Source organism: Myxococcota bacterium, from assembly GCA_039030075.1.
Lineage (GTDB): Bacteria > Myxococcota_A > UBA9160 > UBA9160 > SMWR01 > JAHEJV01.
The window spans coordinates 47,377-73,271 of the sequence record JBCCEW010000029.1 but is presented as its reverse complement, the minus strand read 5'-3'; the positions used below and the strand labels follow the sequence as shown (position 1 = coordinate 73,271).

General features: G+C 68.4%; 26 protein-coding genes and 3 pseudogenes. 13 read left to right on the top strand and 16 right to left on the bottom strand.

Annotated elements, in window-relative coordinates:
* From AAF430_23045 to AAF430_23025, 5 genes and pseudogenes are all read right to left on the bottom strand, one after another.
* Positions 1-209, bottom strand: a 209-nt coding sequence (locus AAF430_23045; GenBank protein MEM7413125.1) for a hypothetical protein, incomplete at its 3' end; no start/stop codon positions are given.
* Positions 210-317: 108 nt separating this feature from the next.
* A pseudogene (locus AAF430_23040) lies at positions 318-743 on the bottom strand (NAD(P)-binding domain-containing protein).
* A 72-nt stretch (positions 744-815) separates the two neighbouring features.
* Positions 816-1,100, bottom strand: a complete 285-nt coding sequence (locus tag AAF430_23035) for a hypothetical protein (protein MEM7413124.1) — start codon at positions 1,098-1,100, stop codon at positions 816-818.
* A complete protein-coding gene (locus AAF430_23030; protein ID MEM7413123.1) occupies positions 1,100-1,588 on the bottom strand; it encodes an SRPBCC domain-containing protein in 489 nt (162 codons plus the stop codon). Before AAF430_23030 ends, AAF430_23035 begins: the two co-directional genes overlap by 1 nt.
* A gap of 17 nt (positions 1,589-1,605) precedes the next feature.
* Positions 1,606-2,376 carry an SDR family NAD(P)-dependent oxidoreductase gene (locus AAF430_23025; protein ID MEM7413122.1) on the bottom strand — a complete coding sequence of 257 codons (771 nt, stop codon included), beginning with the start codon at positions 2,374-2,376 and terminating at the stop codon, positions 1,606-1,608.
* Positions 2,377-2,522: 146 nt separating this feature from the next.
* Between AAF430_23025 and AAF430_23020 the strand changes: the two genes are divergently transcribed.
* Positions 2,523-4,070 (top strand): sigma 54-interacting transcriptional regulator, encoded by a 1,548-nt coding sequence (locus tag AAF430_23020; protein MEM7413121.1) that lies wholly within the window; start codon positions 2,523-2,525, stop codon positions 4,068-4,070.
* 96 nt (positions 4,071-4,166) lie between these two features.
* A complete protein-coding gene (locus AAF430_23015; protein ID MEM7413120.1) occupies positions 4,167-4,502 on the top strand; it encodes a hypothetical protein in 336 nt (111 codons plus the stop codon).
* Between the two features lie 64 nt (positions 4,503-4,566).
* Here the strand turns inward: AAF430_23015 and AAF430_23010 are convergent, their stop codons facing one another.
* Positions 4,567-5,046 carry a helix-turn-helix domain-containing protein gene (locus AAF430_23010; protein MEM7413119.1) on the bottom strand — a complete coding sequence of 160 codons (480 nt, stop codon included), beginning with the start codon at positions 5,044-5,046 and terminating at the stop codon, positions 4,567-4,569.
* A gap of 123 nt (positions 5,047-5,169) precedes the next feature.
* Here AAF430_23010 and AAF430_23005 point away from each other — a divergent pair, with 123 nt between their 5' ends.
* A complete protein-coding gene (locus AAF430_23005; GenBank protein ID MEM7413118.1) occupies positions 5,170-5,871 on the top strand; it encodes an SDR family NAD(P)-dependent oxidoreductase in 702 nt (233 codons plus the stop codon).
* Positions 5,872-6,279, top strand: a complete 408-nt coding sequence (locus AAF430_23000) for an MAPEG family protein (GenBank protein ID MEM7413117.1) — start codon at positions 5,872-5,874, stop codon at positions 6,277-6,279.
* 63 nt (positions 6,280-6,342) lie between these two features.
* On the opposite strand, the gene AAF430_22995 is transcribed toward AAF430_23000, so the two are convergent.
* Positions 6,343-7,017 carry a crotonase/enoyl-CoA hydratase family protein gene (locus tag AAF430_22995; protein MEM7413116.1) on the bottom strand — a complete coding sequence of 225 codons (675 nt, stop codon included), beginning with the start codon at positions 7,015-7,017 and terminating at the stop codon, positions 6,343-6,345.
* A gap of 20 nt (positions 7,018-7,037) precedes the next feature.
* Positions 7,038-8,201 carry a nitronate monooxygenase gene (locus tag AAF430_22990; GenBank protein ID MEM7413115.1) on the bottom strand — a complete coding sequence of 388 codons (1,164 nt, stop codon included), beginning with the start codon at positions 8,199-8,201 and terminating at the stop codon, positions 7,038-7,040.
* Between the two features lie 304 nt (positions 8,202-8,505).
* Here AAF430_22990 and AAF430_22985 point away from each other — a divergent pair, with 304 nt between their 5' ends.
* Positions 8,506-9,123 (top strand): PEP-CTERM sorting domain-containing protein, encoded by a 618-nt coding sequence (locus AAF430_22985; GenBank protein ID MEM7413114.1) that lies wholly within the window; start codon positions 8,506-8,508, stop codon positions 9,121-9,123.
* On the opposite strand, the gene AAF430_22980 is transcribed toward AAF430_22985, so the two are convergent.
* Positions 9,120-11,153, bottom strand: a complete 2,034-nt coding sequence (locus AAF430_22980) for a hypothetical protein (GenBank protein ID MEM7413113.1) — start codon at positions 11,151-11,153, stop codon at positions 9,120-9,122. The two genes, AAF430_22985 and AAF430_22980, sit on opposite strands and share 4 nt — an antisense overlap.
* A gap of 56 nt (positions 11,154-11,209) precedes the next feature.
* Positions 11,210-11,665, bottom strand: coding sequence for a DUF1330 domain-containing protein (locus AAF430_22975; GenBank protein MEM7413112.1), 456 nt, complete (start codon positions 11,663-11,665; stop codon positions 11,210-11,212).
* A gap of 69 nt (positions 11,666-11,734) precedes the next feature.
* On the opposite strand from AAF430_22975, the gene AAF430_22970 reads away from it, so the two are divergent.
* Positions 11,735-12,334, top strand: coding sequence for a TetR/AcrR family transcriptional regulator (locus AAF430_22970; GenBank protein ID MEM7413111.1), 600 nt, complete (start codon positions 11,735-11,737; stop codon positions 12,332-12,334).
* Positions 12,335-12,387: 53 nt separating this feature from the next.
* Here AAF430_22970 and AAF430_22965 read toward each other — a convergent pair whose 3' ends face one another.
* The 3 genes from AAF430_22965 to AAF430_22955 form a co-directional block, all read right to left on the bottom strand.
* Positions 12,388-12,813 (bottom strand): hypothetical protein, encoded by a 426-nt coding sequence (locus tag AAF430_22965; GenBank protein ID MEM7413110.1) that lies wholly within the window; start codon positions 12,811-12,813, stop codon positions 12,388-12,390.
* 109 nt (positions 12,814-12,922) lie between these two features.
* Positions 12,923-13,390: a MaoC family dehydratase gene (locus AAF430_22960; protein MEM7413109.1), complete on the bottom strand. Its 468-nt coding sequence runs from the start codon at positions 13,388-13,390 to the stop codon at positions 12,923-12,925.
* A 61-nt stretch (positions 13,391-13,451) separates the two neighbouring features.
* The gene (locus tag AAF430_22955) at positions 13,452-14,204 is read right to left on the bottom strand and encodes an alpha/beta fold hydrolase (protein MEM7413108.1); all 753 of its coding nucleotides are present in this window, start codon (positions 14,202-14,204) and stop codon (positions 13,452-13,454) included.
* A gap of 816 nt (positions 14,205-15,020) precedes the next feature.
* Between AAF430_22955 and AAF430_22950 the strand changes: the two are divergent.
* From AAF430_22950 to AAF430_22935, 4 genes and pseudogenes are all read left to right on the top strand, one after another.
* A pseudogene (locus tag AAF430_22950) lies at positions 15,021-16,817 on the top strand (integrin alpha).
* A gap of 158 nt (positions 16,818-16,975) precedes the next feature.
* Positions 16,976-17,302, top strand: a pseudogene (locus AAF430_22945) (hypothetical protein).
* On the top strand, positions 17,196-18,383 hold the full coding sequence (locus tag AAF430_22940; GenBank protein MEM7413107.1) for an integrin alpha: 1,188 nt from the start codon (positions 17,196-17,198) through the stop codon (positions 18,381-18,383). The pseudogene AAF430_22945 and the gene AAF430_22940 overlap by 107 nt, the downstream one beginning before the upstream one ends.
* A 93-nt stretch (positions 18,384-18,476) precedes the next feature.
* Positions 18,477-21,536: a hypothetical protein gene (locus AAF430_22935; GenBank protein ID MEM7413106.1), complete on the top strand. Its 3,060-nt coding sequence runs from the start codon at positions 18,477-18,479 to the stop codon at positions 21,534-21,536.
* Between the two features lie 53 nt (positions 21,537-21,589).
* Here AAF430_22935 and AAF430_22930 read toward each other — a convergent pair whose 3' ends face one another.
* Positions 21,590-22,096 carry a helix-turn-helix domain-containing protein gene (locus AAF430_22930; GenBank protein ID MEM7413105.1) on the bottom strand — a complete coding sequence of 169 codons (507 nt, stop codon included), beginning with the start codon at positions 22,094-22,096 and terminating at the stop codon, positions 21,590-21,592.
* A gap of 90 nt (positions 22,097-22,186) precedes the next feature.
* Between AAF430_22930 and AAF430_22925 the strand changes: the two genes are divergently transcribed.
* On the top strand, positions 22,187-22,915 hold the full coding sequence (locus tag AAF430_22925) for an SDR family NAD(P)-dependent oxidoreductase (GenBank protein ID MEM7413104.1): 729 nt from the start codon (positions 22,187-22,189) through the stop codon (positions 22,913-22,915).
* 21 nt (positions 22,916-22,936) lie between these two features.
* Here the strand turns inward: AAF430_22925 and AAF430_22920 are convergent, their stop codons facing one another.
* Positions 22,937-23,599, bottom strand: coding sequence for a glutathione S-transferase family protein (locus AAF430_22920; GenBank protein MEM7413103.1), 663 nt, complete (start codon positions 23,597-23,599; stop codon positions 22,937-22,939).
* Between the two features lie 86 nt (positions 23,600-23,685).
* On the opposite strand from AAF430_22920, the gene AAF430_22915 reads away from it, so the two are divergent.
* Together AAF430_22915 and AAF430_22910 are read left to right on the top strand one after the other, a co-directional pair.
* Positions 23,686-24,018, top strand: coding sequence for a hypothetical protein (locus AAF430_22915; GenBank protein ID MEM7413102.1), 333 nt, complete (start codon positions 23,686-23,688; stop codon positions 24,016-24,018).
* A gap of 13 nt (positions 24,019-24,031) precedes the next feature.
* Entirely contained in the window at positions 24,032-24,421 is a 390-nt protein-coding gene (locus AAF430_22910) for a DNA-binding protein (GenBank protein MEM7413101.1), read from the top strand.
* A gap of 157 nt (positions 24,422-24,578) precedes the next feature.
* Here AAF430_22910 and AAF430_22905 read toward each other — a convergent pair whose 3' ends face one another.
* Positions 24,579-25,799: an aminotransferase class III-fold pyridoxal phosphate-dependent enzyme gene (locus AAF430_22905; protein ID MEM7413100.1), complete on the bottom strand. Its 1,221-nt coding sequence runs from the start codon at positions 25,797-25,799 to the stop codon at positions 24,579-24,581.
* Positions 25,800-25,895: the final 96 nt, after the last annotated feature.

Genomic DNA, 25,895 nt, shown 5'->3' with positions numbered 1-25,895 from the left:
CGGTCTGCGGCGATGTCGCGACAAATGCCGAGGTCTTTCTGCGGCATCGCGGGAAGCGGAATGCGCGACGGTGGGAAGCGAAACTGCTCCGACACGACGCTGCGCCCGCTCGATTGGTTGAGGATCGACATGAAGTGATCGAGATCCATGCCGTGGGCTTTGACCATGTCGCGCACTTCCATGAGAAGGGCCCAGGTGCCCACGGCCATGGTGTTGTTCGCGACCTTCATGACCTGACCCATCCCGACGCCGCCGCAGGGGCATACGCTTCCCAGGGTTTCCAGAGCCGCGCGATGGGGCTCGATGGCGGCGGTGTCACCTCCGAGCATGAGGGTCAACGTGCCCGCCTCGGCACCGGACACCATCCCGCTTACGGGACAGTCGAGGGCCTTGATTCCGCGCTCCGACGCTTCCTCGGCCAACCCTTGGCAGTAGGCCGGCGAGACCGTGCTCATCACGAGGATCACACCGCCTGGCTTCATCTCGGCCAGAGCCCCGTCGGGCCCTCACAGCACGCGGTCGTTCTGGGCTTCATCCCACACGATGGTCAGCAGGAGGTCCGCGCGGGCGCCGACCTGCCGCGGGCCCTCCATTTCCTCGAGTCCCTTCGCCGCGAGCCGTTCAATGGCCTCTCGCTTGCGATGTGCGCAGCTCACCACCGGGAAACCCGCATCGAGCAAGCGCTCGGCCATCGGTGCACCCATGGCACCCAGACCGATGAAGCCGATCGTCGGTTTGGTCATGCGTTTCAGGTTCCTTCTCTTCGGTCGGTCGGGCGCCCGTCCGTGGCTCGGCCGGAACCGGGGTTCGCGGTCTCACTCACCGAGGGGCACCCAGACGGAATGGTCGACCGGTCCGAAACCGGCGAGCTCTTCGGCCATCAGGAGCCCGTCGCGACTCTTCTCCGCGCGCTTCGCGTTCCGCCAGATCACGACCACGGAGAGGTCGCCCTCGTAGAGTCCGTGCTGCAGGATCAGGGGCTCGGCGTCGGGCACGCGCTGCGCGATCTCGTCCACCCGCTTTCGGAGCGCCGGGATCGCACTCTTGAGCGTGCTCTCGGAAGAGCGCACACGGATCTGTTCGATCCACTTCGTGGACATCACGGATTCTCGAGGCGCTCCCGGAGATTGACGAGGCCCTCTTCGTAGGCGTCCTCGACCCAGGCGGGATCCCAGAAGAAGACGCCGATGCCTCGGTACTCCTCGTGCTGTGTCACCTTCGATCCGTCTTCGACCGGCTCGACACGCCAGGTGTGGTCGAAGGTGAGGACACCGCGCGTCCCGCCGAACTGGTTGAGTTCGCGTTCGGGAACGAGCTTTCGGATGATCGGATCGACCTCGTAGATCTCGCCCTCCGGGTTCTTCATTTCGTAGAGGATGGTTCCACCCTCGACGAACTCGCCCTTCGCGGAGACGAGGATCGGATTCCACTCGCCGTAGGACGGCCCGTCGGTGATCACGGCCCAAACCCGGTCGGGTGTCGCCGGGATCACCAATTCGGCATGGACCGATTTGTGCCCGACGCATCCGAGTGAAAGGCTCGCGAGCCAGGCGACGAGCGCGGTGTGGAAGAAGAGCTTCGAATCCATCCGGTTGGTTCCTCGTGTCAGATGATCGTACGACCGGCTGTCGCCATCAGGTGGGTCCCGGTGATGTGCCAGGAAGCGGGGTCGGCGAAGAAGGACACGACGTGGGCGATGTCCGACGCTTCGCAGAACTTCTTCATCGGCATCGCCTCGAGCGCCGCCGCGGTCTCCTGAGGGTCGAACTGCTCGAGTGCCGGGGTGCGGGTGACGCCCGGGCAGACCGTGTTGACGGTGATGCCGAACGGCGCGAGCTCGCGGGCGAGAGCTCGCGTGAAGCCGATGATCCCGGCTTTCGCCGCCGCATAGTCGGAGAAGCCGAAGCCGCCGGCGTACGCCTGCTCGGACGCGGTGTGGACGATCCGCCCGAAGCGTCGCTCCTTCATGTCCGAGACCACCGCGCGCGTGCAGTCGGCGGTCGCCCGGAGATTCAGGTCGACGACCGCATCCCAGGTCTCCGGCCCGGCGCGCGTGAACGAGCGCGTTTCGCCCCGCGCACTGCCGCCGGCGTTGTTGTGGAGGACGTCGACCGGGCCCAGCTCCTGCCGGACCTGTTCGAACGCGGCGGTGATGGCCGAGCGGTCGAGCAGATCGACCGTGACGGTGACGCACCGTCGCCCGGTGGCTTCGACCTTCTGCGCGGTCTCCTCGAGGCCAGCCCGATCGATGTCGAGGATGGCGACGTCGGCCCCGTCCTGGGCCAGCCGCACGGCTGAGGCGCGACCGATGCCCCCGGCGGCGCCCGTCACGACTGCCGTCTTGCCCTCGAGGGTGGGTCGAGTTTCCGCATTCACGACGATCGCTAGTGCACGACACGGGCCAACGCCGAGAAGGCACGAGGCGCTGTCTCAGCCACCGGAGCGTCGCGTGTCGTGATATGTTGCGAGCGACGTCGCAGCATATCGCCAAAATCGCAGAATCCTGCGACCTCGGGGGCAGCATGCCGGTCGACAAGAATGACTTCTTTCGCGAGATGACCCTTCGGATCTGCGGGACGCTCGACATCGATCAGGCATTGGCGGATGCCCTCGACTACCTGGCGAAGCACATCCCCGCCGACACCATGGGCCTCGGCTACTCGGACGTAGCGGCAGCGCGAATCCACGTCCTCGCCCGCGTGGCGCGCGAAGGTGGGCGATACATCTGGCCGGAGGACGCCCCCGAGATCTCGCTCGCCGGGGGATCGCTCGACTACGTCCGCGACGGTGCCGACCGGCCGGCGCTCCTGGTGGTGAATCGGCCCGACGACCAACCCGAGGAGCTGATCCGGATCTTTCCGCAGCTGATCTCCAGTTCCGCGATGTTTCTCCGGCTGGACATGAGCGGCGAAGAGGTGGGGGCCGTCCTGATCTCTGCAGAAGGGCCCGATCGTTTCACCGATCGGCATGCGGAGCTACTCGAGTCGGTTCGGGAGCCGCTCACGATCGCGATGATCAACGCGCGTCGCTATCGCGAGCTCGTGCGCGTGAAGGATCTCCTGGCGGACGACCACCGCGCGCTCTCCGCGGACATGAAACTCGCGCGCGGGGTCGAGGTGGTGGGCGCCGACTTCGGTCTGCGCCACGTGATGGAGCAGGTGCGTCGGATCGCGCCGTCGAACAGCCCCGCGCTGCTCCTCGGAGAGACGGGTACCGGCAAGGAAGTCGTCGCGAACGCGATCCACATGGCCTCGCCCCGCAGCGGAGCTCCGATGGTGTCGCTCCAATGTGGGGCGGTTCCCGAGACTCTTCTCGATAGCGAGCTCTTCGGCCACGAGCGTGGTGCGTTCACCGGAGCCTCCGAGCGGAAGCGGGGACGCTTCGAGCGCGCTGACGGCGGGACGTTGTTCCTCGACGAGGTCGGCGAGCTCAGCCAAGAGGCCCAGGTGAAGCTGTTGCGCGTCCTGCAAGAGCGCCGCTTCGAGCGGGTGGGTGGCACCCGGCCGATCGAAGTCGATGTGCGCGTGATCGCCGCGACCCACCGAGACCTCCGCGCGATGGTGGAAGCAGGGACGTTCCGAGAGGATCTCTGGTATCGCCTCAACGTCCTCCCCATCCAGATTCCGCCGCTCCGTCTGCGGCGCGACGACGTCCCCTCGCTGATCCGGTACTTCGTCGACCGGAAAGCGAGGGAGATGAACCTGCCCCGAGCACCCCGTATCCGCAGTGAAGATCTCGAGCGGCTCCGCGCCTACGACTGGCCCGGCAACGTGCGCGAGCTCCAGAACATCGTCGAGCGTGCACTCATTCTCTCGCACGGAGACACGCTCGAGTTTCCGGAGCTTCGCGAAACTCGCGCACAGTGCGGTGGACCGGCCGCTGAGTCGAGCTGGGCGATCCAGACCCTCGACGACGCGATGGCCGATCACATTCGCGCCGTGCTCGAGCGCGTGGGGTGGCGCGTGTCCGGGCCCGGCGGAGCGGCCGAACTCCTGGGGATGAACCCCAGCACGCTGCGCTTCCGCATGAAGAAGCTCGGTGTCCTGCGCGGAAGTCCGTTGGCACCGTGACCGGACGACGAGGTGCAGATCGGAAGCGGCCTCAGTCACAGGGGTGACGGGGACTCGACGTGGCGTGCGTCGGAGCGTTCCGGAAGGAGAGAGGCCGTGGCGGTGCGGAGTTTCATCCGATTCGAAGCCAAACCAGGGAAGGGCGCCGAGCTCGAGCGGATCTACCTGGAAGGGAAGTTTCTGGAACGCGCTCGCGTTCTCCCCGGCTTTCTCGGCGGCGACTTCGTCTGCCTCGACCGCAGCACAGGGCACTACGCCGCGACCGCGCTCTGGGATTCTGAGGTGTCCTATCAGCGCTGGCAGGAGATCGGGCCCGCCGAGACACCGAAGGAATGGCGGGACGCGCTACTCCGGGTGGTCACGAAATTCGAGCCCGGCGTGGCGTGGGACGTTCTGCACGAAGTCGGCTCGGAGGGGGCGACCCCGAGCTGACGCCCGGGGTGTGCGACCGCTCCTTCGGAGTGCCGACTCCGGCGCCCGCCGCGCGAGTCTGCCGCTACTCGATGGTTTCCATCCGTTTGCGGGTGGCGGCACTGGCTCCGGGACCGGCTCGGAAGGCGAGTTGATCGGGTGCGAGTGGGTCGCCCCGGCGGTTGCGCAGGCGCAGCTCGGGGACGGCGCGCCCCGTGGCCCGGTTCACCAGCACGACCGGTTCGTTTCCCTTGCCGAACACGTGCGCGTTCGACCATTGCGCCAATGCGACGAGGACCGTTTCGAGGGCGCGTCCCTTCTCGGTGAGGGTGTAGGCGTAGCGGGTGCCCCGCTCGCCGACGTCCTCCCGTTCGAAGATCCCCTCCTCTTCCAGGAAGGCGAGTCGGTCGCTGAGCAGAGTCTTCGCGATGCCCGTGTTGCGCTGGAACTCACTGAAGCGCGTGGTGCCGTAGAAGGCCTCGCGCACCAGGAGGAGCGTCCAGTGGTCGCCGAGCACATTGAGCGCTCCTGCGATCGCGCAGGTCTGGGTGTGTCGGTTCGCCACCGGTTCCTCCAAGGCACACTGGGGGCCTCGGTTTACATTTAGTATTGAAATGCTACCCAACGGTTCGAGCGTCGCAAGCGCAATCCCGACATCACCCGCGCGTGCCCGAAAGGAACTCCACAGGTGACCACCAAGGAAGTCTGTCTCATCACCGGGGTCGGCCCCGGAACCGGGAGCGCCCTCGTACGGCGCTTCGCGGAACGCTACGACGTCGCCATGATCGCGCGCGATCGCGACCGTCTCGCCGAGCTCGAGCAGTCCGTCGCAAACACCCACGCCTTCCCCCTCGACGTGACCGACCGCGCCGCGGTCTCCCGGATGGCGGACGAGGTCCGCGCGAAGCTGGGCGCACCGTCGGTCGTGGTCCACAACGCAGTCGGAGGGGCCTTCGGGGAAGTCCTCGACGTCGACCCCGACACCCTGCAGCAGAATTTCCAGATCAACGCGATGGCCCTGCTGCAGCTGATCCAGGAGTTCGCGCCCGCCATGGTCGACGCCGGGCGGGGCGCGATCCTCGCTACGGGAAACACCTCGGCCTACCGCGGCCGTGCGCGTTTCGCGGCTTTCGCCCCCACGAAGGCGGCGCAGCGAATACTGCTCGAGTCCGCGGCCCGCTCCCTCGGGTCGAAGGGCATCCACGTGGCGTTCGTGGCGATCGATGCGGTCATCGACGTGCCCTGGGCGCGACAGGCCTTCTCCGATCAGCCCGACGAGTTCTTCGCGCTCCCGGATGACATCGCCGGGGAGTGTTTCCACGTGGCCCACCAGCCGCGTTCGACCTGGGCCTTCGACGTGATGATCCGACCGGATCGGGAGAACTGGTAGATGGAGCCCTTGTCGTCCGACGCCCTGCGCGCGGTGGCGCTCTGGTCGAGCGCGAACCTCCTGCTCATGCTCGCCCTGGGCTTGATGGTGTCTCGGTTGCGGATCCAGCTGGGCCAGGCCGTCGGCCTGGGTGGCGACGCCCGGCTCGAGCGCGCCGTGCGTGCCCACGGCAACAACACCGAGTACGTGCCGGGGGCGCTCCTGTTGCTCCTGCTGGCCGCCGCGACCGGGCATTCGATCTCCATGCTGCACGTGGCGGGCGGGGCCCTCTTCGCCGCACGGGTGCTCCACGCGATCGGCATCCAGCAGCGCGAGCAGCGCCTGCCACCCGCCCGCGCCGTCGGGAACGTCGCGACCTGGGGGATCACCCTGTGGCTCGGCGTCGCCGTCCTCGTCTCGTCCTTCTGAACCGGAACCTCGCAGGCGCGCCGCGAACCTGGAGCGTTAGGCGGGGCGCCGCGTCTGCGTGGCTCAGAGCCCCAGGTCGCGCTTCATGACCTCGATGCCGGATTCGCGCACCTTGAGCTTGTTCGCCGCATAGGCACGGGCCGGGAGCTTGGCGAAGCCCGCCGCGAGCTCGAGGGCTCTGGCGGTCGCTTCGCCTTCGCCGACCAGCTCGTCGAGGAAGCCCGCGTCGACGGCTCCTTGCGGGTCGTAGGCCTTCGACTGGGTCACGGCGGCGGTGTAGTGCCGCTTGCTGAGCTTGGCTTCGAGCAATGTGAAGGCCCAGGGGGTGAGCGGCATGCCGACCTGGGTCTCGATCATGCTGAACTTGAACCGGCCCTCTTCGCCGATGCGCGTGTCGCTCGCGAGCAGCCAGAGGCAACCGATCGTGAAGGCGTGACCCGTACAGGCGGCCACCAACGGCTTGCCGCACTGATACATCCGGAGCGCGAGGCGACCGCCGCCCTGGCCTAGCGCGCGTACCGCGGCCTTGTCCTCTCCCATCATGGTCGCCAGGTCGAAGCCCGCACAGAACGACCCGGGACGGCCGGCGAGGACGATCGCTTTCGCCTTCTCGCTCGACTCGGCTTCGTCGAAGGCGGCCGTGAGGTCCTGGATGCCGCTCAGGGTGAAGGCGTTCTTCTTGCGGTCGTCGAAGCGAAGGAGCCCGACGTCGTCGTGGATGTCGAGGGAGATCTCCATGGGCGTCTCCTCGAGCCGGCCTAGAGCGACGCCTTGACGCGGTTGCCGAGGCGGCTGGCGAAGATCTCCGCGGCCTCGTCGACCATTTCTTCGAGGATGGCCTTCGCCGGGCGTCGGCTCTTGAGCATGCCGCTCGTCTGGCCCGCCGCGTTCATCAACAGGTCTTCGCGGCCGGCCTTCACGATCGAGTAGCTGATGTCGCGAATCAGGATGCCCTGAGCGCCCATCGACAGCGCGCTCATGCCGGACCGCTCCCACGCTTCGATGAACGGGTTGCTGATGTTGCGCATCGTCTTGCCGCTGTAGAGGCGCGTCACGATCGTGTCCTCGGCGGCCGCGGCGAGGATGCGATCCTTCTGCAGGTCGGGCTGATTCGCCTCCTCGCTCACGAGGAAGGCGGTGCCGCACCAGGCGGCTTCGGCGCCCGTGGCCAAGACACCGGCCAGCGCGCGCCCGCTCGCGATGCCGCCGGCGGCGATCACCGGCTTCGGAGCGACCGCGTCCATCACCTGGGGCAGCAGCGCGAGCGTGCCGATGCGGCCGGTGTGGCCGCCGGCCTCGGTGCCCTGGGCGACGACGTAGTCGGCGCCGTCGTGGGCCACCTGTGCGGCAGCGCGGACGTTGCCCACCAGCGAGAGGATCGTCACGTTCTGGGCCTTCAGCGCATCGACGAACGGGCCGGGCGTCCCGAGTCCCGAGGCGAACACCGGCACTTCCTCTTCCAGGATCACTTCCACCTGGGAGCCCGCCCAGGACTTTCCTTCCGGCACCCAGCTGCCCATCGTCTCCTGCTCGCCCGGGTCTTCGAGGTATTCGATCCCAAGCTCGTCGGCGATCTTCTGCATCCCTTCGATCGCTTCCTTCGGAAGCACCTCGCGCCCGGGCATCTTCATGGCCGGCCCGGAACCGCGGGGCTGCAAGAAGTTGGGCGAGAGCAGAAGGTCGACACCGAAGGGCTTGTCGGTGAGCGACTTCACCTTCCGGATCTCTTCGCGCAGCTTGTCGGGCGAGTAGGCCACCCCGCCCATCACGCCGAGTCCGCCGGCGTTCGAGACGGCAGCGACGAGATCGGCGGTGGCCACGGGGTCGCCGGTACCTGCGACCGGCCCCATGCCGGCGAGGATCACGGGATAGTCGATCCCGACGCGATCACAGAATTCGGTGCGGAGGGTGGGCTTGGGCATGGGGGTCCTTTCCGAGAGAACTTTCCGAGAGAAGAGGGGCCGGCTGTGCAGGCTGGGGCACAGGCGGCCCTCGATTCTACGCGATCGGACGGCGCATTCGAACGGCCGCCCACCGGGCCGTCTCGACACGCATTCGTCGAGCCAGGACAGCGCCGTCCGTGCTGGAGTTGTCTCGATCGATCTTCGTTGTTCCTCTGGTTCGTTCGTTGGGTTCTGTGGACCTCGTGATCCGGGCGCGGCCAGTATCGCTCTCGATCCCGGCACGGGAACGAGCGTCGTCGAGGCGCGGGCGCAGTTTTCGAGCGTGCAGTCGACGATCAAGACCGTCGCAGAGTCGCCCACCACGGTCCCGAGCTCGGGTTCGTTGCTCTCGACGGACGGGGTTGCGATCCAGGCGTCGAGCGACGTGGGCTATTCGATGGGCGAGGGCGGGTTCTCGACGTCCTTCGCTTTCGACTTGCCGTCACAGCCGGGTTCCTACACCGCCTTCTTTCAGGACGTCTACTTCTCCGTCTCCGAGGATCAGTCCTACGCGTTCTCCGGAGCGTTCGACAGCGATCACTCGGGTCCAGGCCGGACGACGATGGACGTTCTGCTCTACGACGTCACCACGGGTACGGAGCTCTTCCACAACCGGCAGAGCAGCCTCTCGACCCAGAACGAGTCGTTCGCGGTCGGCGGGGTCGGGGCCGATTGGGTCAACGAGCTGTCGGGCGGTCTCTCCGGAGTTCTCGTAGCCGGCCGCGAGTACCAGCTGAAGCAGTTCGCGCTCGTGAACAACGGGCCGGGCGGTGGTGGATATACCTCCGCGACCGCGTCCGGCACGTTCGCGGTCACCTTCTCGGCGGTTCCGGAGCCGTCGACCGCGGCTCTCTTCGCGTTCGGGCTGATCTCGCTCGCGCGGCTGTCCCGGCGGCGCTAGGTCGCCGCTCTCGCCGACTTCGAACGGCGCCTCCTGGCGTTGCGGCGCGCCAGGCCCGCAACGGTGAGTGCGCCCGGCAGCAAGAGCATCGGCGATGACGGCTCTGGGGCGGCGACGGCCAAGTAGTCTTCGAGGTTCGTGAAGCCGTCGGAGTTCGCATCGCCCGCGCTGTCGTCGACGGTCGGGTCGAGACCGACCGCGAGCTCCCACGAGTCGCGCATTCCATCGGCGTCCGCGTCGAGGGGCGCCATCGCGTTCGAGGGCGGTGGCCAGGCGTCGGTTCCGCCGGCGTAGAGCCGCGGCGGGCGGTCCACGAACTGGCCGGCTCCGTTCGGCTCGAGGCGAATGGTTCTATCGCCCGCCTGCACCGAAGCGACCATCGCGGCATCGGGCGCGCCACGGCTGGGGCGACTGGCGCCCACGTCGTCGAGCAGCGTGTGCAGCGTGGCGGTGGTGAGGGTGACCGGGTGCGCCTGCCCGCTGACGATGGGGGAGGCCGCCGTCACCACGTTTCCATACGGAAAGGTCGGTCCCTGGGGTTCGGTGGCCGGGTTCCAGGGGGCGCTGTAGTCGGGACACCAGGGCGCGGCGGCCGCGTAGGATTGGGGTCGCTCGAGCCCCGAGCGTCCGTTGCGTTCGTCGTCGGCGCAGTAAGGAGCGTCGGCGTCGAGATCGAACCCTTCCATGTCGGTCGCGCCTGCCGCCCCGTTCGGGTTGCGGTGGGTGTTTCCGGCCGAGTGGATCTCGAAATCGGGATCGAGCGGGTCGGCGGTCCCGAACTCGGTGGCGTCTCGCAGATAGATGGGTACGTGAGGCGAGACGTAGGGCGTCGGAACGCGCGCGCGATCGAAGCGGGTGGCCGAGCCGTGGCCGGTCTCGCTCGGCTGGGGGCCGCAGCGGAGGCCGCTACACAAATCCCCCGAGTCGTAGTAGTTGCCGCGCAGGTCGACCTGGGGTTGTACCGGGATTCCGCTGCGCGGCTGCGACTGCACCATCGTTCCCCAGAAATCGAAGCCGTAGACGATGTTGTTCACGAACTCGATCGGGCCATCGGCATTGATCTGGGGGTTCCGCACGAGGTTGTAGTAGTAGAGGTTGTGGTGCAGCGAGATGCGCTCGCCTCCCTGGAGCAAGCTCCCGGTGGAATGCGGGAGGGGGACGATGAGGCCGGTCTGCCCGTCGACGACACTCCCGCTGCTCAGGTGCACGCTGAGTCCCAGCCCTTGCGCCACGATGCTGTTCTGGAACGTGATGTCGCGCGGGGGGGTGGCGTTGCTCGGATCGTCGAAGATGTCGATCACGCCGTCGACGGCCCAGGCGAGAGACAGGTGGTCGAGCATCACCCGCTCGGCATCGATGATCGAGATCGCGTCGAGGTTGGAGCCGTTGCCGCAATTGGGGAAGAGCGGGGAGTTCGAGCCGGTGGCGAGGGCCGGGTCCAGGTTGATCGAAACGCCGCTGCCTTCCAGGGCGTCGGCGCAGCCGGGCCCCGGGTGGATAGCCAGGTGGCGGACGATGACATCGTGGGTCGCAATGCGAAGGGCGTCCGAGTTGTTGCCTTCGGCGTTGCGCAGGGTGACGCCTTCGCCGAGCGCCGTCTGGCCTGCGATCGTGAGGTAGGGGAGCTCGATCTCGAGGGAGCGCTGGAGCGCGATGGTGCCGCCGACGGCGAAGACGACGGTGCGCGCGTGGGCCGTTTCGGGTCCGCCCGGGAAGGCGCCGTCCTCGACGGCGTAGCGGAGCGACTCATCGAGGCGGGCGTTCGGATCGAGGCTGGCACAATGCGCCGGCAGATTCGCCGGATCGATCTGCCAGGCGTCGAACTCGAAGGGCCGGTAGTCACAGAGATTGCGCACCGTGTAGACGCGTCCGCCGCGGCCCCCGACCGAGGTCGCGCCGAAGCCCTCGGCACCCGGGAACGCAGGCACCTGGGAGAAGGCGGGAACCGGAGCGAGGAGCGCGAGGATCACGGCGCTGGTGAGGGCCCAACGCGCAGATCCGCAGCTCGGGCGAGGGTGACTGCGTCCCATGCGATCCAGCCTACACGCTTCTGCACAGACGCGTTCGGCTCGTGCCAGGCGGGGTGTCACGCGCCGACGACGAAGACCCGTTGCCGGGCGCAGGCGGCGCGCCGGTGTCGATACGCCGCCTGGTAGGCCGTGTCGTCGTAGAGGGCGATCAGGGCGTGCAGCGTGGGGTACTGACCAATCGCGACGAGATCCCAGTCCTCCTCGTCCCCGAGGAAACCGCCCTGGTGCGGGGCGACCGCGAGGAAGCGTCCTCCGACGCGATCCATCGCGGGCATGCTCACCTGCGCGTAGCGGGCGAAGGCTGCCTCGCCCGACGCCGGGGATTCCTCGGCGTGTCCATCTTCTGCCGGGTAGTGCGCTGTTTCGCGCATCTTGAAGAGGTTCACGAGAGTGACGGGAGCGTCCTCCGGGCGCGCGAGCAGGCGCTCCCATTGGGCGGTGGAGGGGGCCGCCCCGTCGGCGCCGTCACCGAAGGCCTCGACGAATCGGTTCGCAATGATCTTGGCTTCCACGGGCCGCTTCCTCTACGCTCGGGGAGCGTCTTTACACGCGTAAAGTGAAATCTATCGGAGTCTTGACACGTGTCAAGTGCGAAGCGCACGCCGGATCCCGACCAGACCCGCGCGGAGATCCTCGACGCGGCCTGGGACCTCGTCTCCGAAGAGGGCGCCGAGGTCTCCCTCGCACGCATCGCCGAGGCGGCGGGGATCAGCCGACAGTCGGTCTACCTCCATTTCGGCACGCGCGGCGGCCTCCTGCTCGCATTGGTGCGGCGTGCCGACGACCGTTTCGAGATCCGGGAGCGGATGTTCGGTGCGTTCGCGACGGCCGACCCGCGAGAGCGCCTCGACCGGGTGGTCCGGGTGTGGATCGACTTCGTGAGGCTCATCCACCCGGTGGCGACCGACCTCGTCCGGCTGCGGGCCACCGACGCCGACGCAGCGGCCGCCTGGGAGGACCGGATGAGCGAACTCCGCGGGTGGCTCCTCGAGCTCGTGAAGTCGCTTCGTCGCGACGGGGCGCTCGCGCCCGAGTGGGGGCTGGGCGAGGCCGCCGAATACCTCTGGGCCGCCGTCAGTGTCCAGGTCTATGGCTTGCTGACCGACGACTGCGGTTGGAGCGAGCGCCGTGCGTTGGCGGTACTGCGCCGGACGGTCGCTGCGGCGTTGCTGGCGCGCTGACGCCAGGCTGCGGCGGCGCCGCGCAAGCGCGATCCCCGCACCGCGCCGGAAGCTCACGGAAGCAGTTCCGCCTCTTCGACCAGAGCGTCGTAGTGGTAGCCGAAGCCGAGGTCGACGTCCTGACGGAGGAGCCCACGGTAGACGACGCGCTGACCCTCGCTGACCCAATCCTTCGTCTGCACCGTGAGGTCGTAGTCGGCCACCGCAGCGTCGTCGCTCGCATCTCGGAGGTGCACCCAGTACCAGCCGATGGCGCTGTTCACCTTGGTGACGACGCCGTGGACCAGGACTTCGCGGTCGGCGCGGTCGCTCAACTCGGCGTACACCGCGCCGACACCGATCGCGCCTTTCGGGGCCAGCGCTGCATCCGGCGGAGGCTCGTTTCCCGAGGTGCCTTGACAGCCGACCAGTACGATCACGCCGACCCATACGAGCAGCGCGACGCATGCCTTCCAGGGAAGAGTGGGGGAGGGTCTCACGAGGTTCCTGTCTCCGACATCCGCCCCGGGGATCTCCGGGTTCCGGAATCCTACAGCGGAGTACGTCACTTCGGCGATCCCCGGCGGCTCGGCGCGACCACGCCTCCCCTCACCGGGCGCCGCGCAGCTTCACCATGTACTTCGTGTCGGTTTCCATCACGAGCTCGCCCCGCTGATTCCAGAGACAGGTGCGCGAGGTCACGATGCCGAGCCCGGGGCGTGACTTCGAGACACGCTTCGTGAGGCACTCCCCGGTCAGCGTCAACGTGTCGCCGGGGCGCACAGGCTCGGGGAACTTCAGCGAGTCGGCGCCGAGGTTGGCCACGACCGCCGGCTGGACGCCGCGCTTCGCATTGATCAGACCCATCAGCGCGAAGGTGTGGGTCGACGAGGCCGTGAGACCGCCGAAGATCGAGGCGTTTGCGGCGGCTTCGTCCAGGTGAAAAGGTTGCGGGTCGTAGCGCGACGCGAACTCCACGATCTCTTCCTTCGAGACGGTGTAGGAACCCATCGTCTCGACCACGCCGGGCGCATAGTCTTCGTAGTAGATCGCGGGCGGCGGGGACCGGTCGCTCAACCAGAGTCTCCAGAATGGGCTGCCAGGTGGGGCGCGAAGACGTGGCGGCGCAGATTCGGGATCAGGCCGCGTCCCAGTGGGCGATCAGCGCGTCCGCCACCGGGGCGAGCTCCCCGAACATCCACCAGTGGGTGCGACCTTCGAGGACGGTGAAGCCGGCGCCGAGGCGTCCGGCCACGCTCTCGCACATCTCGCGCGTGCCCGCGTAGGGATCCCCGGTTGCGTAGAAGATGCGGCCGGGTCGCTGCTCGCTGGACCCGAGCTGCAAGCCCAGCTCCTTCATGGCCGGCTGCGCCGCGGAGCGGTAGAGCGAGAGGACACAGCGCGACATCTCGGGCCCCTGTGCGGCGGCGATCTCCCGCGCGACCGCATCCGGGATCCCGAAGGCGGCCAGCACGCCGAGCCGGTCTTCGAGGGGTGACTCGAGCATGCCGGCGACGGCCTGCTCCCCGATCTCGGGCTTCTGCCATTCCAGAGCCATGTCGTGCCAGACGTAGTCCTCGTGAACGAGGCCCGCGCAGTCGGTGGCCCAGCTGCGGAAGAGATCCGGGCGTTCCGCCAGGGTGCCGAGCACGTGGCCGGCGCCCCAGTCGTGTCCGACGAGGTCGGCGGCGCCACCGCGCGCCTCGATCTCTCCGATCAGCCAGTCGCGGTAGGCCTCGCGCGTCGCCGCGAAATCGGCCGGGACGGGCGCGCCGAATCCCGGCGGCGACAGGGCTTCGAGGTCGTCGACGCCCTTCGCGCGCAACGCGTCGAAGAGCGGGTTCCAGAGCGCGGCGGTCTCCGGGTTTCCGTGCACGAAGAGCTTGGGCATGGGGTTCCTCGGCGCCGGGGCGCGTCGTCGGTGGGATCGCGCGACGATAGCGTCACGGCGCGCCGCAAACCGCCTTCGCTGCAGCGGAAACTCGACCCCGCGGTGGAGATGAAACCGCGTTAACGGGCGGGTAACGCGACCCGGCCACGCTTCGCCCGAGGAGCCCGGGGAGTCGTCCGCCCCACCCCACCTTCCGAGTTCCGATTGCGCCGGGCTCGCGCAATCCACGAAGGACGCGACGTGACCGTATTTCGACTTCTCTCGATCGGGGCTTGCCTGCTGGGTTTGGCCCTCCCTTCCTGGGCCGAACCTGTCGTAGGCGATGGCTTCGCGACCCGGGCGCAGCAACACATCGCCGAGCGCGAGTACTGGGCGAGCCCCAACCCGCGCGGGCTCCAGGCCCCGAACCGCCGCCACGACTTCCGGACCTACTTTCGGCCGGACGGGATCCAGCTGGTCGATCGGACGGCGCCGGGAGCGCCGAGTCTGCTGTCGCTCCGGCTCGAAGGGCTCGGTCGCCCGGCGTCCCTGAAGCCCGTCCCGCCGGCGACCGTTCACCACGAGGCGTCGCGCGTCGAGCTGCGTCGCCCGGGGCTCGTCGAGTGGTACGAGAACCGCGAGAGCGGGCTCGAGCAGGGCTTCACGCTGGCGCAGGCTCCGCAGGGGGAGGGCGAACTCGTGGTCGCGCTCGGCATCGACGGCGCACGGATCTCGAAGCGCGGCGAGAGCCTCGCCTTCGAAACTCGAGCCGGTCGCTCTCTCGCCTATCGAAAGCTGGTCGCCTTCGATGCGAACGGGCGCGAGCTGCCGTCGCGGATGCAGCGGGTTTCCGGCACGCGCTTCGAGCTGCGCGTCGATGACGCTGGCGCCCGCTATCCCGTCGTGATCGATCCGATCCTTGCGGCCATCGACGATACGACGCTCACAGGTGATCAAGCGACTGCGTTCTTCGGTACCTGGGTCGAGTCGGCCGGGGACGTGAACGCAGACGGCTACGCCGATGTCATCGTGGTCGCTGGTGCCTTCGACGCCGGAGAGGTCGACGAAGGGGCCGCTTTCGTCTTCCTGGGCGGGCCGACTGGGGTTCCCGACGCCGGCACGGCGAGTGCGCAGGCCCAGCTCGAGACGGACCAGGCGGGCGTGCGGATCATCAGTGCAGCGGGCGCCGGTGACATCAACGGTGATGGTTACGACGACGTCATCGTGGGCAGTCAGCGCTACAGCGATGGCGAGTCTCAGGAGGGTGCCGCCTTCCTCTTCCTCGGCGGCCCTGCTGGGGTTCCGGATGGCGATCCGTCGACCGCCCACGCCGTGCTCCAGGGCAACCAGGTCGATGGCTTCTTCGGCGTGAGCGTTGACTCGGCGGGCGATGTGAACGGGGACGGGTACGGCGACGTGATCGTGGGAGCCCACTTCTACGATGCTCCGGGGAGCGCCAACGATGGGGCCGCGTGGGTCTTCCACGGGAGCGCGACCGGGATCTCGAGCGGGGGGCCGAGCACTGCAGATACCCAGCTCGACTCCAATCAGACCATCGCGAATCTGGGTTTCAGCGTGTCGTCTGCAGGCGATGTCAATGGGGACGGGTACGACGACGTGATGGTCGGCGCGATCGGCTACGACGCGGGGCAATCGGACGAAGGGGCGGTCTTCGTGTTCCACGGCAGTGCCGCCGGCGTTCCGTCGGGTGGCCCCGCCCAAGCCGCCACCCAGCTCGAGGGCGACAGCGTCGACTGCGACCTCGGCCGCTCGCTCGACAGCGCGGGCGACGTCAACGGCGATGGCTATGCGGATGTCCTGGTTGGCAGCGGCGCTTGCAACACGACCGAAGGGATCGCACTCCTCTTTCACGGAGGTCCGGCAGGCATCCCCAGCGCCGGGCCGCTATCTGCGGACGCGACCTTCGTGGGCGGGCAAGCCGGCGCGTTCTGGGGTTCCGAAGTGGCCGGGCTCGGTGACGTGAACGGCGATGGGTATGCGGACGTGGCGATCGGTGCGGATTTCTATGATGCGCCGCTGTCGAACGCGGGCGCTGTCTTCGTCTACCTCGGCGGCCCGGGCGGTACGGGCGACGGCGACCCGTCGAACGCCTACGCGGTCCTCGAACCGAACCAGGGCGGTGCAAATTCTGGAGATAGCGTGGCCGGCGCAGGGGACGTCAATGGTGACGGATACGCCGATGTGATCATCGGTGCGCCCCTGTTCGACGACGGCGAGAACTCCGAAGGCGCCGCGTTCATCTACCACGGCGGCGGCGACGGTCTGGCGGACTCCTCGGTCGGCGACGCCGCGACCCGGTTCGAGAGCAACCAGGCCGACGCCGACCTGGGCCGCTCCGTCGCGTCGGCGGGGGACATCAACGGCGACGGCTTCGGTGACCTGATCATCGGCGCCCAGGGCTATGACGCCGGCGAGGCGGACGAAGGCGCGGCCTTCCTGTTCCTGGGAACGGCGAGCGGCTTTCCGGATGCGATCCCGGCGACCGCCCACGCTCAGCTCGAGAGCAACCAGGTAGGCGGAGGCCTCGGCAACCGCGTGTCGACCGCCGGTGACGTCAACGGCGACGGCTTCGACGACGTCATCGTCGGGACCGACGGCTACGACAACGGGCAGGTCGACGAGGGCGTCGCTTTCGTCTTCCACGGCAGCGCCAGCGGCATCGCGGACGGCAACCCGGGAACCGCCGACGCCACCCTCGAGGTCGACCAGGCGAGCGCGGCGATTGGCCTCGGCACGATGGTCGCGTCCGTCGGCGACATGAACGGAGACGGCTACGGCGACGTCGCGTTGGGCGCGCCGTTCTGGGAAGACGACCCCGGGATCGGGTTCTCGAACGGCCTGGTCCTGTTCTTCGCCGGGGGGCCCGGAGGCGTGGGCAACGGGAACCCGGGCACGGCGACGCAGAACTTCTTCGGCCCCGTGGGCTCGCGGTTGGGGAGCTCCATCGCCGGCGCGGGAGACGTCAACGGCGACGGGTTCGCCGATGCCATCGTGGGGGCGAACCTCTCCGATACCACCGCCATCAACGCGGGCTCCGCGTTCGTCTTCTACGGAGACAGCAGCGTGTTCGTCGACGACTCGACACAACTGGACAGTGACCAGGCGTCGTCCTCGTTCGGCTTCAGCGTGGCCTCGGCCGGAGACGTGAACGGCGACGGTTTCGCGGACGTGATCGTCGGCGCGCAGTCCTACGACGCCGGTCCAGGGAACGACAACGAGGGGCGCGCCTTCCTGTTCCACGGGAGCAGCCCCAAGATCCCGAATGGGTCCGTCGGTGCGGCAGACACGACGTTCTCGTCAGGGCAGGCGACGTCCAGCTTCGGGGCCAGCGTGGCTGCGGCCGGCGACGTCAACGGAGATGGCTTCCCCGACGTGGTGATCGGCTCACCGCGCTACGACAACGGTGAGACCGACGAGGGCGTGGCGTTCGTCTACCTCGGGAGCGCCACGGGGATCGCGAGTGGTGACGTTTCGACCGCGGCCGCGTGGATCGAGAGCGACCAGGCGGGCGCCGAACTCGGCTGGGCGGTCGCGTCCGCAGGTGACGTGAACCACGACGGCTTCGCCGACCTCGTGGTCGGCGCTCCCGAATACGACGCGGGCCAGACGGACGAGGGCGCCGCCTTCGTCGTCTTGTCCGGGCCCGAGTTCGGACGGCCGGCGTTGCCTCGGCAGTACCAGGCCGGCGGCGGCGACGAAATCCCGCCGTGGGGCCTTTCGAACCTCAACGGCTTCGACGTCACACTCCCGGCGACGCATCCGGCCGGTCGCGGGCTCGTGAAGCTCGAGGTCGAGTGGTGTCCGCCAGGCGCGCCCTTCGGGAACGTCGTGTGTGGCAGCCAGGTCTCCACGAACTGGACCGACGTCACCGCGACGGCGACCGGTGTCACCCTCACCGAGACGCTCCTGGGGTTGAGCGCCGACACGCTCTACCGCTGGCGGGCCCGGGTGTTGCACGCGCCGTTCTCGGGCGATGCCCCGGGGATCACCCAGAAGGCGAACCCGCCGCACGGGCCGTGGCGTCGGCCGCAGGCTCAGGCCCGGGAGGCCGACCTCCGGGTGCTTCCGGAACCGGGGGCGGTGTCGCTGCTCGCCGCGGGTGCCGGTTGGCTGGGGATTCTCCACCGCTGGCGGCGCCGCAGCGGAAGCGAACCGCAACCCGGAGCCGGCAACATGTAATGCCAAGCGCGCGTTCCAGCAGGTTTCGGCACGTCGGACGCCGCGAACCAGGAACTTCCTCGGGCGGGGAGGGGTGCCGGGTAGACTGGACCAATGTCCGCGCGAGTCGACTTCGGGCGAGGGGCGCCGCTCCTCGGCCTCGGGATCCGTCCCGGTTTGCTCGAAGTCTGGGACGGCGCGCTCGAAGCGCCTCTCACGCTGGTGACGGCACCGGGCGGCAGCGGGAAGACGACGTTGCTGCGGGCCTGGCGCGCGCGACTGGGCGCGGCGCCCTCGGTGTGGTTGGAGCTCGACGAGCTTCACGCGAACCCCGCGCTCTTCGTCGAGGACCTGATCCCGGCGATTCGGGAATCGCTGGGGCCGGCTGGGGTTGATCCGCCCTTCGGTACCTGGCTGCTCAAAGCGATTCCGCATCTCGAGCGCCACGCTCCGGCCGAGATCTGGCGCTACCTGCGCGACGACGTCGCGCGCTTGCCCGAACCCGTCACCTTGTTCCTCGACAACTACCACCTGATCGGTCGCGACTCGGGAACGGACCGGCTGGTAGGAACCCTGCTTCGCGAGTCCCCGCGCCAGCTGCGCTTCGTCGTGGCGACACGCGGTGCGCCGCCGCTGGTGAGTGCGCGGCTGTCGGCGTCGGACGGGCTGGTGGAAGTCGGCCCCGGCGATCTCGAGTTGCGTGGTGACCAGGTGCGCGCCGTTCTCGATGCGACCGGAGTCGCGGCCACCCCAGACGACGCAGACCGGCTGCTCACGCAGACCCGGGGTTGGGTGACGGGCGTCGTGCTGGCGGCGCGCGCGCTCGCCCAGTTGGAAGCCCACGAGCGCCCCGATTTCGTGGACAATCTGGCCCGGCAGGGAAGCCTCTTTGATTTCGTCGCGGGCGAGCTCCTGAGCGGGGAGGGCCCGGAGGCGGTCGCCGTCGCCGAAACCGCGGCCATCCTCGGTGCGGTCCCGCGCGAACGGCTCGCCGATGCGCTGCCCGAGGAGGTTCCGGCTTCGGGAATCCAAACCGCGATCGATCGAGGGCTGTTGCTTCACGAGGGCGGCCGGGTCTTCGTTCACCAGCTCTGGCGCGAGCTGTTGCTCAGCCGAGTCCGTGAGCAGCAGGGTCGCGCGGCGTGGCTCGCGCGAAACGCGCGGCTGGCTCGACTACTGGACGCCGCCGATCCATCGCGCGCCGCGGCCCTGTACGTCGAGTCCGAGTCTTGGGAGGCGCTCGCGGATGTTCTCGAGCGGGAGGGGCGCGAGTGGTTGAACCACGGCCGCGATTCGTGGGTCGAGGAGTTCCTGCCGCGGGTTCCCGAGCGACTTCGACAGGGGCGCCCCGGTCTCGACTACCTGGCCGCCCTGCAGCTGCGCCGCGTCGACATGGACGCCGCGCTCGACGCCTTGATGGAGGTGGCCGACCGGTTTCGCGCGGCCCGCGATCGCGTCCGGGAGATCTCCGCGCTCACGGATGCGGGAGTCATCGCCGCGAATCGAAATCGCATGGATCGGATGCGGGTCATTGCGAAGCGGGCGATGTCGCTGCGGAGTCTCGCCACGGAACCGCGGGTGCGCACCATGGGGTTCGTCGGGGTTGCCGTCTCCGCGCTGCTCGCAGGACGCGTAGGAATCGCCGATACCATCCTGCGTCGGCTGGACCCCCGCGCTTCCGCCGTGCGGGTGCTTCGCCTCGTGCTCCTGCGCCTCCAAGGGCGTTGGGATGAGTCTTTGGAGCTGATCGAGAAGGCGCTTCGCGATACGGAAGGTGACGAGAACCCCACCTATTTCGTCCTGGAGATGGAGCGGGCCTTCATTCTCGGGATGCGCAGCGCCGGCGCAAAGGCTCACGCAGCCGTAGCGACCCGCGCGCGCGACGCGTTCGCCGATTTTCGGCTGACCTTCGACGAGGCCCGCGCGGGGGAGATCCTCGGGCATTTGCTGCGCCAGGGCGGAGACGTCGACGGGGCGCGTCGCGAGTTCGAGCGATCCGGGCGGTTGACGAGCACGACCCGGCAACGCGACCACGTGGCCCATATGCAGGCCCTGTGCGCTCGCGAACTCTGGCTGGCGGGCCAGCCCGCGTTGGCGGCGGAAACTGCACGCAGTTCGCTCGGTCTCTTTCTGAAGATGAACGAGACGCGGCACCGGAGCCTCCACTATTTCCGAGCCGCGTTGGCAGCAAGGGTGCTAGCGGAGTGCGGCGCCGCGAAAGAAGCGCTGCAGGCGGTGCGTACGCTCGGTCGTAGGGTGGAGGCCCCCGATCTGCCTCTCTCTGGGTGGGGAAGTGGAGTCCAGTGTGCGCGGGTTGCCGATTTGGCATCCGACTCCCGCAGTTGCATGCGCTGGCTCACGAAGGCGAGCAAGCTCGCCGCCAGTGCCCAGCTCCGCGATCTGGCGCCCGAGGTCGAGCCGCAGCTCCTCGAGTGGGCAGCGAACCGCGCCCAGCAGTTCGACATCGGGTGGGTGGCTCCCCAAGCGCTCTCGCCAGCTGGGCATCCGGCACTCGGCTGGTCGATCCGGAGCTTTGGCGGGATCGAGGTGTCCCGTAGCGGGACCGTCCTTCCCGATGCGGCCTGGCGGGGTGCGACCGCGAAGCGCCTGCTGTTGCGGGTCCTCTGCGCGGGGCCTCGCGGCGTTCGGCGCGAGCAGCTTCAGGTGGAGCTGTGGCCGGATCGCTCGTCCAGACAAGCGGGCAATAGTCTGCGCGTGGCGCTCTCGCGACTGCGCTCGGCGCTGCGTGGCCTCGGTGAGGACCCACTGACGCTGGAGGGCGATCGCGTCGGGGTGTCGACGGCGTTTCGCGATGCCTGGGACGTGGCGCGTCTCGAACGGGCCATTGCGAGCGAGGTCGATACCGAGGCGCTCCTTGCGCTCTACCGGGGGCCCTTCGCTCCGGAGGTCTACGACGACTGGGCGGAAAGCGAGCGCGCTCACCTGGAAGACAAGATCGCCGCGGCGGCCTTGAGGGCGGTCGACGCGACGGAGAAGTCGGAGTCGCGAGCAGGTGCGGCGAGCATGGCCGCAGCGTTTCTCGACCGCAGGCCGAACGATGCCGCTCTCTGGAGTCGACTCTCCGCGCTCCGGACGGACCTCGACGATCCGGCGGGGGCCGCCCGGGCGCGGGCGCAGGCAGCGGCGCTCAGCGAGGGGAGCGCCGTTCGGTAGCGCGGGCTTACTCGGGCGGCAGCACACCGAGTCCATGTCGCACGCGCCGTGCGCTAGCGCGCGTCGCGCTCGCGGGGACGCAGGCGCTTCTTCGTCGTCTTGCGTCCGGTCGCCCAGGCGCCGGGCCGGTAGTCGACGCGGACGTCGGTGCCGACCGGTTCGTCGCAGGACTTGCAGCGCAGCTCGTAGCCGTCCGACGCACCGCAGGTCGCATGGGTGAGGCGCGCGGGAGCCGGGTCGCCGTCGCTCAGCCATGCGTCCCCCCACTGCACCAGCGTCAGAATCACCGGCAGGAGGTCGCGTCCCATCGGCGTCAGGAGGTACTCGTAGCGTCGCGGTGCTTCGAGGTACTCGCGGCGCTCGAGGACACCGTGAGCGACGAGGTCGCCCAGGCGCTCGGTGGCGATCGCCCGGCTGGCGCCGGTTCCCGACAGGAAATCCTCGAACCGGGTGGTTCCGGTGAACGCTTCGCGCAGGAAGAGCAGGGTCCACGGATCCCCGACGACGGAGAGACTCCGCGCCAGCGAACACACCTGGGTCCCGACTTCGCTCCATTTCATTGCGGAACAGACTAGCGACACCTCCGCCATCAGTCTAGATTTCGTACTCTAGAGGCTCGCGCGCGTCCGAAGGACCAGGAGGGACCGAGCATGGAAAGCGCAATCGTCGCAGGGGTCGGCGCACTGGAAGGCGTGGGGGCGGCAGCATCGCGCCGCTTCGCGCGCGAAGGGCTCCACGTATTCGTCGCGGGTCGGACGCTCACGAAGCTCGAGGCGGTCGCCAAGCAGATCGAAGCCGACGGTGGCGTGGCCACGCCGGTCGTCACCGACTGCACCTTGCCGGCCGACGTCACGGGCCTCTTCGACCGGGTCGAGGCCGACGCCAGCGCCCCTCCGAAGCTGGTCGTCTACAACGCTGGGAACAACTTCCCGAAGGACCTGCTCGAGATGACCCCCGACGAGTTCGAGGCGTCATGGCGGGTCTGCGGTTTCGGCGCATTTCTTGCGGGCCAGGAAGCGGCGCGCCGGATGCCGGCGAACGATGGGGGCACGCTGATCTTCACGGGGGCCACCGCCTCGATGCGCTCACGTCCGCCCTTCATCGCGTTCGCGTCGGCGAAGGCCGCGGAGCGAGCCGTGGCCCACGGGCTCGCCCGCCAGTTCGGTGCGCAGGGGCTCCACGTGGCGCACTTGATCATCGACGGCGTCATCCTGGGAGACCAGGTGAAGAGCCGCTTCCCCGGCGCGGTCGAACACCTCGGCGAGGACGGGATGCTCTCGACGGACGCCATTGCGGACGCGATGTGGATGCTCCACGGCCAGGACCGCACCACCTGGACCCTCGAACTGGACCTCCGTCCCTACAAAGAGACCTTCTAGCGCGTTCCTGGTCGCGATTTCCTAGTCCGGCACGCTGGCGGTCGAGAGCCCGGAGAGCATCGAGAGATCGGCTTCGATGCGGCGCGCGAAGGTGGGGCGCGCGAACACGCGGTCGAGGAAGGCGCGCAGGGCCGGGTACTCGCTGGCATCGATGCGCTCGCCGGTGTGCAGGTAGTTGAGCAGCACGCTCGCGACGGTCAGGTCGCCCAGCGAGAACGTGTCGCCGACCAGGTAGGTCTTCCCCGAGAGCTCGCCGTCCAGGTAGCGGAGCAGCGGCGGCACCGCCTTCCGGGCCACTTCGACGGCGACCATGTCGGGCTCTTGCTTCATCAGGTGTCCGCGCAGGGCGAGCTGATAGAAGAGGGTTCCCTCGTGGCGGAACACGGCCGCTGCGAACGCCGAGAACCAGGTGGTCCGCGCCAGGGCGTAGGGCTCCTTCGGGAGGAGCGGCACTTCCGGAAAGCGCGCTTCCAGGTACTGGACGATCGCCTCCGAGTCGGCGATCGGGCCCTCGTCGGTCTCGAGGACGGGCACGAGCCCGAGCGGGCTCTTCCGCTTGAAGTCCTCGGGAAGCTCGCCCGTCGGGAAGAACCCGTCGTGCTCGTAGGCGATGCCCTTCTCCTCGAGCGTGACCACCACCCGCCGCACCCAGGGCGAGAGCAGGGCGCCGATGACTTTCAGCATTCGCGTCGTCTCCTTTAAGGTCGTATTGCCGGCCTGGACACTATAGTCTAGATTCTGAACTCACAACGGCGCGCCGAGGAGAATCCATGGACCACTACTCCTGCATCATCCAGGAAGGGCAGGTCGCCGATCGGCAGACCGAGGTGCTCGAGGCGGGTCTGAAGCGTCTCGCCCGCGAGTTCTTCGACGACGACCCCGACGAGGTGAACATTCGCTGGACGCGCCAGGCGGCGGGCTGGGCCTGGACGGCGGGGGAGCCCAGCACCTCCTCGATCGTCGTGCGTTCGGTGCCCGTCGGGTACGACGACGTCCAGCGCGAGGCGTTCCTTCGCGCGGTCTGCGATCTCTGGGTCGAGTCGACCGGCTGTTCCATCAACGAAATCGTCGCGACGGCCTTCGACGGCCCGCTGTCGCTCTAGCGAGGAGGTCCTCATGCCCTTGTATCGATGCGCCATTGCGCCGGGTCGCAGCAACGAGACCCAGCGCGCTCAGATCGCGAAGGAGGTCGTGCGCGTGCATTGCGGCGTCACCGGTGCGCCCGCTTCCTTCGTCCACGCGTTCTTCTCCGAGCGTCCGGCGGCCGAGCTGCCCGACGGGCAGGTGGCCTTCGTCTTCGGGACGATCCGGGCCGGTCGCACCGACGCGCAGAAGACCGAGATCGTCTCCGAACTGAGGAAGAGCGTGGCGACGGCGCTGGGGTGCGCCGAAGCCGAGGTCGGGGCGATCACCGTCGACATTCCCGCGAAGTGGAACATGGAAGGCGGCTCGCTGCTTCCCGAGCCCGGCGAAGAAGCCGCCTGGTTCGAGGCGCATCGCTCCTAGCCCCGACGCCCTCTCGGGTGTCTCCGCTCGCCTCGACCTGGGCCGGGCGACACCCGGGGACCGTTGACGTGCCTTTGAATGGGCTCCAGGCGTGCGACCTCGTGGTCGGGTTCTCGCACCACGCGAAGGTTTGGGTCGTGCGTGCTTCCGAGCCCGATCAGCCCGCTGCGAGCGCCTGGAACGCCTGATCGGCGATCTCGCAGGTCCGACGGATGTCGTCCTCGGTGTGCGCCGCAGACACGAAGTTGTTGTGATAGCTGAGCAGGTAGGCGCCCCGCTTCACGCACTCGCAGATCCATCGGTGGTGACGTTGGAAGCCGCCTTCGCCGCCGTTGCTGTAGTACGGCATCCCCGGGATTCCCGATACCACGAGCTCGTATCCGTGGGAGGCTGCGACTTCCAGCAGGCCCGCGTTCAGGCGATTGCCGAGTTCGGTGATGTGATTCGCGGCATCTGCCTTCTCGAGTTCGTCGAGCGTGGCGAGGGCTGCCGCCATGGGCGCCGCGTTGAAGAACTGGGTCCCCGTATAGAACGTGTCGATTGCTGCCTGCCGAAACGCGTCGCTCCCGGTCAGCGCCGAAATCGGGCTCCCATTCGCGAGTGCCTTGCCGAAACAGACCATGTCCGGTTGGAAGCCGTACGCCACGTGTGAGCCGGCGAGGTTCAAGCGAAAGCCGGCGCGGACGTCGTCGACGATCAGGGCGACGCCGGCCTTGCGGCAAAGACTCTCCACCTGGGACCAGTAGCCCTCGGCGGGTAGGACATTGTCCTGGAAGACGGGATGGTGATACGGCGACGAGATGAAGCACGCGACTTCGTTCGGATGCCGATCGATCGCTGCCTGAATGGCCGCCGCGTCGTTCCAGGGCACGCTGAGCACGAGGGACTGATCGTCCTCGGAAGTTCCGGGGCTGCCGGGCGACTGCATCCACGGGGCCGAGCCGTGATATCCGCCGTCCACCTTGATGACGTATCGACGACCCGTCGCGGCACGCGCCACCATCACCGAGAGCGCCGTCGCGTCCGCACCGTTCTTGCCGAAGAGCGCCCAGTCGGCGCCCTCGACCCGGTCGACCAGACGCTCTGCGAGATCGACCATCACCGGTGCGGCGAGGCTCACCGTGTTGCCCGCGGCCAGCTGCTTCGCGGCCGCCGCGTCGACCCTGGGGTGGTTGTAGCCGAGGATCATCGGGCCGTAGGCACACATCCAGTCGACGTAGTCGTTGCCGTCGACGTCGGTGAAGTGGCTCCCCCGACAACTCTCGAAGAACACGGGGGACTCGGGCGTGACCGAATGTCCGTAGTGACCGTAGACGCCCTTCGGGATCACCCGCTTCGCCCGTGCGTACAGCTCCTGGGAGTTCTTCGTCTCGAACATCGCGGCGCCTCCCTTCTGAAGCAACCCTTCGGAGCCCGGCGGGCTCGAAAGCCGGTGCGACGCGGCGCAGCAGCGCCTGGCGCAACCCATAGCGAA